The organism is Tabrizicola caldifontis (genome assembly GCF_004762095.1).
GTDB classification, from domain to species: Bacteria; Pseudomonadota; Alphaproteobacteria; order Rhodobacterales; family Rhodobacteraceae; genus Tabrizicola; species Tabrizicola caldifontis.
In genome coordinates this window covers 25931-35375 of record NZ_SIJH01000020.1, presented here as the reverse complement: position 1 = coordinate 35375, position 9445 = coordinate 25931, and the positions used below count along the sequence as shown (strand labels likewise).

At 65.6% G+C, this 9445-nt stretch carries 7 protein-coding genes, 1 other RNA gene and 1 pseudogene; 4 read left to right on the top strand and 5 right to left on the bottom strand.

All coding sequences use genetic code 11. The features are described from left to right. Positions 1 to 103, top strand: a pseudogene (locus tag EYB42_RS15480) (IS5/IS1182 family transposase); the annotation flags it as partial. Here EYB42_RS15480 and chrA read toward each other — a convergent pair. From chrA to EYB42_RS15455, 5 genes are all read right to left on the bottom strand, one after another. Next, positions 98 to 1366, bottom strand: coding sequence for a chromate efflux transporter (gene chrA / locus EYB42_RS15475; RefSeq protein WP_346763313.1), 1269 nt, complete (start codon positions 1364 to 1366; stop codon positions 98 to 100). The pseudogene EYB42_RS15480 and the gene chrA overlap by 6 nt on opposite strands. Before the next feature lie 10 nt (positions 1367 to 1376). Continuing rightward, the gene (locus EYB42_RS15470; protein ID WP_135451024.1) at positions 1377 to 2117 is read right to left on the bottom strand and encodes a phytochelatin synthase family protein; all 741 of its coding nucleotides are present in this window, start codon (positions 2115 to 2117) and stop codon (positions 1377 to 1379) included. A gap of 81 nt (positions 2118 to 2198) precedes the next feature. Then, the gene (locus EYB42_RS15465) at positions 2199 to 2855 is read right to left on the bottom strand and encodes a DUF1194 domain-containing protein (RefSeq protein WP_135451023.1); all 657 of its coding nucleotides are present in this window, start codon (positions 2853 to 2855) and stop codon (positions 2199 to 2201) included. A gap of 120 nt (positions 2856 to 2975) precedes the next feature. Then, positions 2976 to 3329, bottom strand: a transfer-messenger RNA (tmRNA) gene (ssrA, locus tag EYB42_RS15460). A gap of 601 nt (positions 3330 to 3930) precedes the next feature. Beyond that, positions 3931 to 4977, bottom strand: a complete 1047-nt coding sequence (locus tag EYB42_RS15455) for an ABC transporter substrate-binding protein (RefSeq protein ID WP_135451022.1) — start codon at positions 4975 to 4977, stop codon at positions 3931 to 3933. Between the two features lie 371 nt (positions 4978 to 5348). On the opposite strand from EYB42_RS15455, the gene EYB42_RS15450 reads away from it, so the two are divergent. The 3 genes from EYB42_RS15450 to EYB42_RS15440 all read left to right on the top strand — a co-directional run bounded on the left by EYB42_RS15450 (position 5349) and on the right by EYB42_RS15440 (position 9442). After that, positions 5349 to 6575 carry an aminotransferase class V-fold PLP-dependent enzyme gene (locus EYB42_RS15450; protein ID WP_167851046.1) on the top strand — a complete coding sequence of 409 codons (1227 nt, stop codon included), beginning with the start codon at positions 5349 to 5351 and terminating at the stop codon, positions 6573 to 6575. Between the two features lie 184 nt (positions 6576 to 6759). Continuing rightward, complete coding sequence (locus EYB42_RS15445; RefSeq protein WP_135451020.1) at positions 6760 to 8172, top strand: cryptochrome/photolyase family protein; 1413 nt, start codon at positions 6760 to 6762, stop codon at positions 8170 to 8172. Positions 8173 to 8227: 55 nt separating this feature from the next. Next, positions 8228 to 9442: an SAM-dependent methyltransferase gene (locus EYB42_RS15440; RefSeq protein WP_135451019.1), complete on the top strand. Its 1215-nt coding sequence runs from the start codon at positions 8228 to 8230 to the stop codon at positions 9440 to 9442. The last annotated feature ends 3 nt before the right edge of the window (positions 9443 to 9445 follow it).

Genomic DNA, 9445 nt, shown 5'->3' with positions numbered 1-9445 from the left:
TCGGCTGAAAGACTGGCGCAGGGTTGCCACCCGCTATGACCGCTGCCCAAAGGTCTTCCTCTCAGCCGTCGCACTCGCCGCAACCGTCATGTTCTGGCTATGAATGGAGAACGAGTCCTGACCCTAGTGCCGACGCGCCTGCCGATAGGGCAAGCACCCAGACCAGCGGCCAGTGCCGCCATAGCAGCCCCACGGCTGCGCCGGCAGCAATCAGCGCGGGCAGCGGGCGCAGGCTGGCGGGGTCGGGCCAGATGAGGTGGATGGGGCCGATGGTTGCCTCGGGCACGCTGGCGAACAGCACGTTCAGCGCAAACCACAGCGAAAGGTTGGCAATGACACCAACCACCGCAGCCGTGATGGCGGCCAGTGCGCCGGACAGGCGCGGCAGGTGGGTCAGCCGGTCGATGAAGGGGGCACCTGCAAAGATGAACAGGAACGAGGGAACGAAGGTCATCCACAGCGCTACCGCAGCCCCGGCAATTCCCATGGTCCAGCCCCCCACCTGATGCGCGGCCAGATACCCGACGAACTGGTTCACTAGGATCAGGGGGCCGGGTGTGGTTTCCGCAAGGCCCAGCCCGTCCATCATCTGTGTCAGGGTCAGCCAGCCGCGGTCTTCGACCACTTCCTGCGCCATCCAGGCCAGAAGCGCATAGGCCCCGCCGAAGGTCAGGACAGCGAGCTTCGAGAAGAAGGTGCCGATTTCGAAGATGCGTTCGGCTGCAAGGGCCCAGAGTGCGCCCAGCGGCAACAACCAGATTGCAAGCCACACCCCCGCAACTCGCAAGGACCGGGTAAGCATCGGTGGTGCAGCCGTCACGTCGGAGTTCCCGTCGCCGGTGGGGGTGCGCAGAAAGCCCCATAGCGCGGCAGCAAGGATGATGACCGGGAAGGGAAGCTTCAGCAGGAACAGTCCGACAAAGGCTGCGGTCGCGATCAGCCAGGCCTCGCGCGACTTCAGAGCACGGCGCGAGACGCGGGTCAGCGCTTCGATCACGATGGCAATGACTGCGGCCTGTATGCCGGCAAACAGCGCAGCAACCAGCGGCACATCCCCGACTGCCGCGTAGATCAGCGACAGCGCAAGCATGACGGCTGCGCCCGGCAGGACGAACAGCCCACCGGCGATCAGCCCGCCCCTCACGCCGTGCAGCCGCCAGCCGATCCAGGTGGCCAGCTGCATCGCCTCGGGCCCCGGCAGCAGCATGCAGAAGGATAGCGCGCGCAGCCAGTCGGCCTCGGTGACCCATCGTTTCTCGTCAAGCACGACCCGGTGCATCAGCGCGATCTGTGCGGCGGGTCCGCCAAAGGAAAGAAGGCCGATCCGCGCGAAGGTGCGTGTCAGCTCGGGCAGCGAGGGGGGCACGATGCGCGGCTTATCTGGCGAGGATCACGAGCCCGCCGGTTTCGCCTTCCAGCGGGCCATGTTCGGCCGAGGTCGGCTTGAGCATCGCCTTCAGAAGCACCGGTAGCGGCGTCCAGTAGGGGATATACCATTCCTGATCGACCTCGAGGATCAGCACCCGGTCACTCTGCGCGTCATAGGCGCCGATCAGGCTGATGTGCGGCCCGTCCCAGTCGCCGGTGACGACGCCCTGGTTGAAATAGACCAGCGCCACGTCATCGGCCGAGGCCTCGTTGACCACAAGCCGTGCGCGCAAATCCGCCAGTGTCGCCGCGTCCTCGGCCAAGGGTCTGAAGCTCGAGACCTTGAGCGGCAGACCCCGCGCCTTCGCTGCGGCGGCCGTGAACTGCTCGAGTTGGGCGAAGGTCACGCCATCGCCGCCTTCTGCCGAAAGAGCGGCCCATTCGGGAATGCCGGTGGCCTCCAAAAGCGCGGGCTGGGTCATGACCGCATCCTCGGCAAGCGGCGGCAGCCCCGCCAGCCCGTTCACCGCAGCAGTCACACTGGCAATGGAACAGGCCGAAGAGGTGAACTGCGGTTTGACGAAAGGCGAGAATGCCCAGTAATCCGGGGCCGGCGCGGTGCGCAGATAGGCGTGATCGGTGGTCACGGGAACGGCATCGGGGCCCAGCTTTGGGTGTGGCTCTTCGGCCATGGCCGGCGACAGCGCGAGCGCGACGGAAGCGCTGGCGAACGTGGAAAGGAAGCGCATCAGATGTCCTTCGGGTGGCGCGGCACGACGTGGTGGCAGGATGATGCAGGCAACGGGTGCCGGTCAAGGCAAGGCAGGGGATTAGCCGATCGGCCGGGCGAGTTCGCGCAAGAGTTTCAGGCGCAGGGTTTCGGCATAGTCCTGCAGGCCGCGCGCGGTGACGACGAAGCCGCCGGGCGAGATGATCCAGCGCCGGTAATAGGTGGTGATCGGGATGGCGGGGCCCGTCTCTTCGATGGCGATGGCGATGGCGTTGATGGTGATGCCGGCCGCAACCGCCTCGGCCCGGGCGCGGGCATCGGTGAAGCCCGCGTTTTCCTGACCGTCGCCAGAGATGTCGATGACGCGGCGGTGGCAGTCGGGCACGGCGGCGAACTGCGCGGCGGCGAAGCGGATACCCTCGCCCACGGCGGTGTCCGAGCCCGAGAAGGCGCGCGGCATCGCCCCGGCCCGGGCGGCGAAGCGGGTCACGTCGGCCTCGGACAGCATGCGCGCCCAGGGCAGGACCAGCGCCTGCTCGGCCACGCCGGACCACTGGACCACGGCCAGCGCGACCTGATCCCGGACCAGGGCTTCGACGACGCCGGGATCGGACAGGACGGCCGCGAGCCCGCCGGCCTGAAGCCGGTAGTCGGCCCGGTCGATCGAGCCGGAGACGTCGATGGACAAGAGGAGTGCGGTCTCGCAGGAGAGAACAGGCGGGGCGGTCAGGCAGAGGAGGAGGGCCGCGCGGAGCATGGTGCAGGATGGCGGCGGGGGCGGGTCCTGGCAAGCCGCTCGTCGATGACTTTGTCACTCCTCGCGGACGGGGGTGACGAGACGCCGGAGGCGATCGAGGAGCGGGGAGAGGAGGAGGAAGGTGCAGGTTTCTGTTGCCAGGTACCTGCGAACCCCGCCTTACGCGGCTAAGCGGAAGGACTTAGGTTTGGTTTTGCGAGCCGCTTACGCAGCCAGCGCCACCGGAGCACGGTTGTCGTTGGCAACTGTGTTCATGCACCGATAACGGTGGTAGCTCACCGGGCGAAAGCTGGCCTCTTTGGTCGTTCGTCGATCCTATTTCGGCCCCATGCCCCCGCAACGCCGGGTGTCTGGTGGAGCCGCCGGGTACCGCCCCCGGGTCCGAGCCGATTATTACAGGTGCGTTTATCGCCATAGTCGGGGTTACCCCCGACGGCATTACATATAGGGGCAGGGGGCGGGCTGCGCAAGGCGGGGTGTGTCGTGGCTGCGACCATGTTCATGCAAGTGGCAGGGGTGGCCATGCAGGTCTGCAACCTTTGCGAACCGGGCGTGCGGATGAAAGTCGATCACCGACAGCGGGTATCGGCGCCATCCCGGCATGGCCCCGAAGGCAGGCAGCCCTTAAGGATGGGCAGAGCTTGAACATCCGGCGCCTCGCCCCGCGGACCTTGGCTGCACGGTGATGAGATCGGCCAGAACCTCGAGACGCTGGTGTTCTCCTCCACATTCGGCCGTGCCATCGGCCTGACGATCGGCGCGCGTGCGGGTCGGCACCGACAACCGGTCTGATTCTATCCGCCGCGCGGCCGAGGCTGGCCTTTGGCATCTGGGCTTCGGCCTGCCTGGCCATGCTGGGCAACTTCCAGACCTGCCGATCCGGGGTCATCGGGATCGCGGACGTTGAAGTGAATGTCCGGCGTTCCGGCTTCCCCAAGGCACCTTCGCTGATGCCGGGTCCATCACGGCAGCATCGGAAACCGCCGGAAACCGATGCCGCACCATTGAAAAAGTACGCCCGGGTGTTCCCCGGGCGTCCTGTTTCATGCGCCTGACAGCCCCAGCGGCAGGGCGTTCAGAAGCCCGACTTGATCATCTCGAATTCCTCGATCATCCGGTCGCGCATCGCGGTCGAGGGCGGATCCTGCACGAACAGCGGCGTGCTGATCGGATCGACGAAGGCAGCAGCCAGCGCCTCAGGCGAGATCCCGGCCATGGCCGCGTCGTTCGCCGATGCGTAGCCGATCGCATCCAGAAGCGGCTGGGCCGAGGAATGCGCAAGCAGCGAGTTCATCAGGTCATAGGCCTTGTCCTCGGAGCCGGGGCCGTTCTTCATGTTGACGAAGCCGCAGAACCAGGTGGCCGCGCCTTCGGCCGGAGCGCGGTTGAAGCCCACGGGGAAGTTCTCCGATTGCAGGATCGCGACAGGGTCGTTCCACGACCAGGCAACCTGCACCTCGCCCGACGCCATCAGCTGCGACAGTTCCGAAGGGTCGGCCCAGTAGGCGCGGACGTTGGGATGCACCTTGCGCAGCCAGTCGGCCGCAGCCTGGAACTGTTCGTCGGTAACATTTTCCCACGATGTGGTGCCGGTCGCCATGAAAGCCAGCGACCAGACATCATCGGTATTGTCGGGCAATGCGATGCGGCCGGCATATTTCGGGTCGGCAAAGACCTGGACGGTCGCCACATCCTCGGCCGGCACCGTCTCGGCGTTGTAGGCGATGGCCGTGTAGGCGTAGTCGGTCGGAATGAACCACACGCCCTGATCGTCCCTGAAGGCATCGGCCATGCGCGACGGGATATTCGCGAATTCGGGAATTCTCGAAACATCCCACGGTTCGATCAGCCCCGCTTCGATGTAGCGCGGAACGGCAGCGGCGCAGGGGTGGACGACATCGGCCTTGAAGCCGGAAGACACCTTCTGGAAGGCTTCATCGTCATCGGCGAAGAACACATAGGTCGGCTTCTGGCCATGCTTGTCGACATAGGGTTGCAGCATCCCGTCGATTTCCCAGCCCGCCCAGTCAAGGACGGTGAGTTCGGGGTCGGCTGCATGCGCCGCCGCAGACAGCGACAGCACCGACACGGCGCTTAGAAGGCTAATGGGCAGGCGAGACATCGTCACTCCTCTGTAGTGGCGGCCATTCGGTGGCGCCTTGTGTTGGCTCGCGCGGTCCGGGAAGGCGGCCCGACATGTGGAAGGTGGCGGCTGGACGCGGAAAGAACAAGAGGGCAAACGCGCATGTCGGCTGTGGTGACGCGGAAAAATGCGTCATCTGTCGCAAATTCGGGCAGCTTTGCCCCGGCAGGAGCCGGACTTGCGGTTGCGCGACCGGAATGTTAGGCGTCTCACCGTGGCTGGCTGAATGCCGCCACTGGTCCGCCGGGAAAAATCGGCGGATCTGGCTGGAAGACCTGCCGCGGACCGGGATATCCCGCCTGTCGCGCGCGGGTGTCCCCGGTCGGCGGCCCTATGCAGGAGGCCGCCCCGTGGCGCTGGATCTCGATTTCGTTCGTTCGCAATTTCCGGCCTTCTCGTCGCCGGTCCTGTCCACCCACGCCTTTTTCGAAAACGCCGGGGGCAGCTACCCCTGCATCCAGGTGGTAGAGCGGCTGACGCGTTTCTACCGTGACCGGAAGGTCCAGCCCTACGGGCCCTATCCGGGGGCGCAGGCCGGCGGGGCCGAGATGGACGAGGCCCGGACCCGGCTGGCCGCGATGATGGGGGTTTCGCGCCAGGAGGTGTCCTTCGGCCCTTCCACCAGCGCGAATACCTATGTGCTGGCGCAGGCGGTACGGAAATGGCTGGCGGGCACGGACGGCGCCGTGGTTGTGACGAACCAGGACCACGAGGCCAATTCCGGCGTCTGGCGGCGCCTGGCCGACGAGGGGATCGAAGTCAGGGAATGGCAGATCGACCGGGGGACCGGATCGCTGGACCCGCAGGCTCTGGCCGGGTTGCTGGCGGACGGGAAGGTGAAGCTTGTCTGCTTCCCGCACTGCTCCAACGTGATCGCCGAGATCAACGATGTGGCGGCGATCTGCTCCATGGCCAGGGCGGCAGGGGCACGGACGGTCGTGGACGGCGTGTCCTATGCCCCCCACGGCTTTCCGGACATTCCGGCACTGGGATGCGACGTCTATCTGTTCTCGGCCTACAAGACCTATGGTCCGCATCAGGGGATCATGGTGATCCGCGAGGACTTCGGGTTCGAGCTGCCGGGGCAGGCGCACTTCTTCAATCATGGGGTGCTTTACAAACGTCATACCCCGGCCGGGCCCGACCATGCCCAGGTTGCGGCCTGTGCCGGCATGGCGGACTACATAGATGCTCTGGCCGCGCGGCACGGCATCACGGGCGAAGCGGCTGCGCGAAACCGTGGTGTGCACGACCTGATGCGGGCGCAGGAAGTGGCGGTCATCCAGCCCCTGCTGGATTATCTTGGCCAGCGCAACGACTTGCGGTTGCTTGGGCCCCGTGACGCCGCGCGCCGCGCCCCCACCGTCGCGGTAGAACTGGACCGACCTGCCGAACCGGCCAGCGAAGAGCTGGGCCGCCACGGTATCGCCTGCTGGGCAGGCGATTTCTACGCCGTGCGGCCCCTGCAGGCACTGGGGATCGACCTGGACAAGGGCGTCCTGCGGATGAGCGCAGTGCATTACACCAGCGCCGAAGAGGTCGGGCGCCTGATCGCGGCGCTGGACCGATTGCTGTAGCATCGATCCGGCAAGGAAAGGGCGCGCAGGCCCACGTGCCTGCCGCCTTTGCGCGCGATGCGCGGCAGGATCGGCGATGGGGTCATGACGCCCCACACCCCCTGAGCAGAAGAGAAAGAGTTTGCCCGCAACCTGATCTGGATTGGTTTTCAGTGCGTAGCCTTAACGTTGGAAAGTTCGGGGCATGTCTGACAGCACGTTGATCCTTTGGTTCCGCCGCGATCTGCGGCTGGCGGACCAGCCGATGCTTGCGGCGGCGGCGGCCTCGGGCCGGCCTGTCGCGCCGGTTTTCATCCTCGACCCGGAGACGGAGGCGCTGGGCGCGGCGCCGAAGTGGCGGTTGGGGCTGGCGGTCGCGGCCTTTGCAAGGGCCCTCGACGGGTTGGGACTGCGGCTCGTCCTGCGGCGGGGACCGGCACTGGAGGTGCTACGCGCCCTCGTGCAAGAGACGGCCGCCGGCGGGGTATGGTGGTCGCGGCTGTATGATCCGGCATCGGTCGCGCGCGATACTGCGGTCAAGGCCGCGCTGAAGGCTGCCGGGCTTGAGGCACGCAGTTTCGCCGGACATCTTCTGCATGAGCCATGGCAGATCGAAACCGGGGCAGGGGGATTCTACCGCGTCTTCACGCCTTACTGGAAAGCGATGCGCGGTCTTGCCGTGGTCGCCCCCGAGGCGGCACCGACACGCCTGCGGGGAGCCAAGAGCAGTCCGGCAGGTGATCGGCTTGAGGACTGGCGGCTTGGCGCGGCGATGAACCGCGGCGCATCTGTGGTGCTGCCCCATCAATCTGTGGGCGAGGCGGCGGCGCGGGAAAAGCTGGCGGCGTTCCTGGCGGGGCCGGTGCATCGCTATGCCGAAATGCGGGATTTTCCCGCGGTGGCAGGAACCTCGCGCCTGTCCGAGAACCTGACCTATGGCGAGATCGGCATCCGCGAGGTCTGGCATGCCGGCCTGCGGGCCCGGGACGAGGGCAAGGCCGGTGCGGAAAGCTTCCTGCGTGAACTCGCCTGGCGCGAGTTCAGCTACCATCTCATGCATCATACGCCCCACATCACTACCAGGAACTGGAAGCCGGAATGGGACGACTTCCCCTGGCGCGGCGACAACCCCGAGGCAGAGCGCTGGCGCATGGGCATGACCGGCGAACCCTTCGTCGATGCGGCAATGCGCGAGATGTATGTCACTGGCACCATGCACAACCGGGCGCGGATGATTGCCGGCAGCTACCTGACCAAGCATCTGCTGACGCACTGGAAGCTTGGCCTCGACTGGTTCGCCGACTGCCTTACCGACTGGGATCCGGCGGCGAATGCGATGGGCTGGCAATGGGTTGCAGGCTGCGGCCCCGATGCGGCCCCCTATTTCCGCGTGTTCAACCCTGCCGGCCAGGCCGAGAAGTTCGATCCCGGGGGCGATTATCGCCGCCGCTTCGTCGCGGAACTTTCGCGCGCGCCTGGGCCAGAGGCGCTGGCCTTTTTCCAGGCTGTGCCGCGGTCGTGGGGGTTGGACCCGAAGGCGCCCTATCCTGCGCCGTTGGTTGACCTTGCCGAAGGTCGCGCGCGTGCCCTTGCGGCATATGCGACACGAAAGGCTTGAGTGCGGCGGCTGCTTTGGTGAAAGTGAACGGCGATGATGACCTTGGGGAGGGTCGATGGACATCCTGACGACAGTAAAGGGCCAGGCCGGCCTGCCGCGCTACTTCGCCAAAGCCTTCGAGGTGGCCTCGCGGCTGGGTGAGGGGCGACTGGATTTCGTGCTGCCCGACGGGCGGCGGTTCCGCATCGAAGGCAAGGCTCCGGGCCTGGCGGCAGAAATCGTGGTGCATCACCCCGATCTGTTCGCCCGTCTGATCCGCGAGGGTGATCTGGGCTTTTGCGACGCCTATCTGGATGGCTGGTGGTCAACGCCCGACCTGCAGGCCTTTCTTGACCTGATCCAGCGGCCTGCGAACAACCCGGTCGGCGACAGCTATCCAGGGCTTGGCCTTGTCCGGGCCTATGAGCGGCTGCGGTTCTGGCTGCAATCGAACACCAGACGGCAGGCCCGGAAGAACATCCAGTATCACTACGATCTGGGTAATGATTTCTACCGGCTGTGGCTGGACGAGACGATGACCTATTCCTCGGCCATCTTCCAGAACCCGCAGGAAAGCCTGGAAACCGCGCAACGGCGCAAATATGCCAGCATGGTTGATCGGATCGGTGTACAGCCCGGCGATCACGTTCTGGAAATCGGGTGCGGTTGGGGGGGCTTTGCCGAATACGCCGCGGGAGAGCGCGGCCTGCGCGTCACCGGTCTGACCATCAGCCAGGCGCAGCATGACTATGCTGTGGAAAGGATCGCGAAGGCAGGCTTGTCGGACCGGGTCGAGATCAAGTTGCAGGACTACCGCGACGAGCGAGGCATCTATGACGGCATCGCCTCGATCGAGATGTTCGAGGCCGTGGGCGAGAAATACTGGCCGGTCTATTTCGACACGCTGCGCCAGCGGTTGAAGCCCGGCCGAAACGCCACCTTGCAGATCATCACGATTGCCGACGAACGCTGGCATCTTTATCGCAAGGGCGTCGACTTCATTCAGAAATACATATTCCCTGGCGGCATGCTTCCGGCGCCTTCCGTCCTTCGGGCCGAGGTAGAGAAGGCAGGTCTGAAGGTCCGGGATTCTATCGAATTCGGTGAAAGCTACAGCCTGACCTTGCGGCGCTGGCACGAAACCTTCACCGAACGCTGGGCCGAGGTCAAACGGCTCGGCTTCGACGACCGCTTCAAGCGGATGTGGGACTTCTACCTCGCCTCTTGCGCGGGTGCCTTCCAGGGTGGAAACTGCGATGTGACGCAGATTACGGTGACGCGACCGACCTGAGGT